1 protein-coding gene is annotated in these 247 nt (G+C 48.6%); it reads right to left on the minus strand.

The features are described from left to right. Window positions 1-14: 14 nt before the first annotated feature. On the minus strand, window positions 15-247 hold a 233-nt coding region (locus AAEZ05_RS29690), incomplete at its 5' end, for a hypothetical protein (protein ID WP_350650215.1).

The raw sequence follows: 247 nt of genomic DNA on the forward strand, positions 1-247 counted from the left end.
TTCATCATCTGATGTCAGGCAAAAGCGGCGGGCATTCTAACATGATGCTTTTTTGGCGCCAGCGCTGGCAGGCGGCCATGCCTTGGCAAGCGAATGAGGGGGTTATTAGACGATTGTCGACAATGTGTATTTATTCTTTGACTATGCGGGGCTAATTGACTAGTTTTTGCGGCATTGCTTTTAAAGGTGTCGACAATATGTTGGAGCAACTGGAAAAACCAGCCGTGGCACCAGACGATTCCCAGAC

The organism is Pseudomonas sp. HY13-MNA-CIBAN-0226 (genome assembly GCF_040310305.1).
Lineage (GTDB): Bacteria > Pseudomonadota > Gammaproteobacteria > Pseudomonadales > Pseudomonadaceae > Aquipseudomonas > Aquipseudomonas gregormendelii.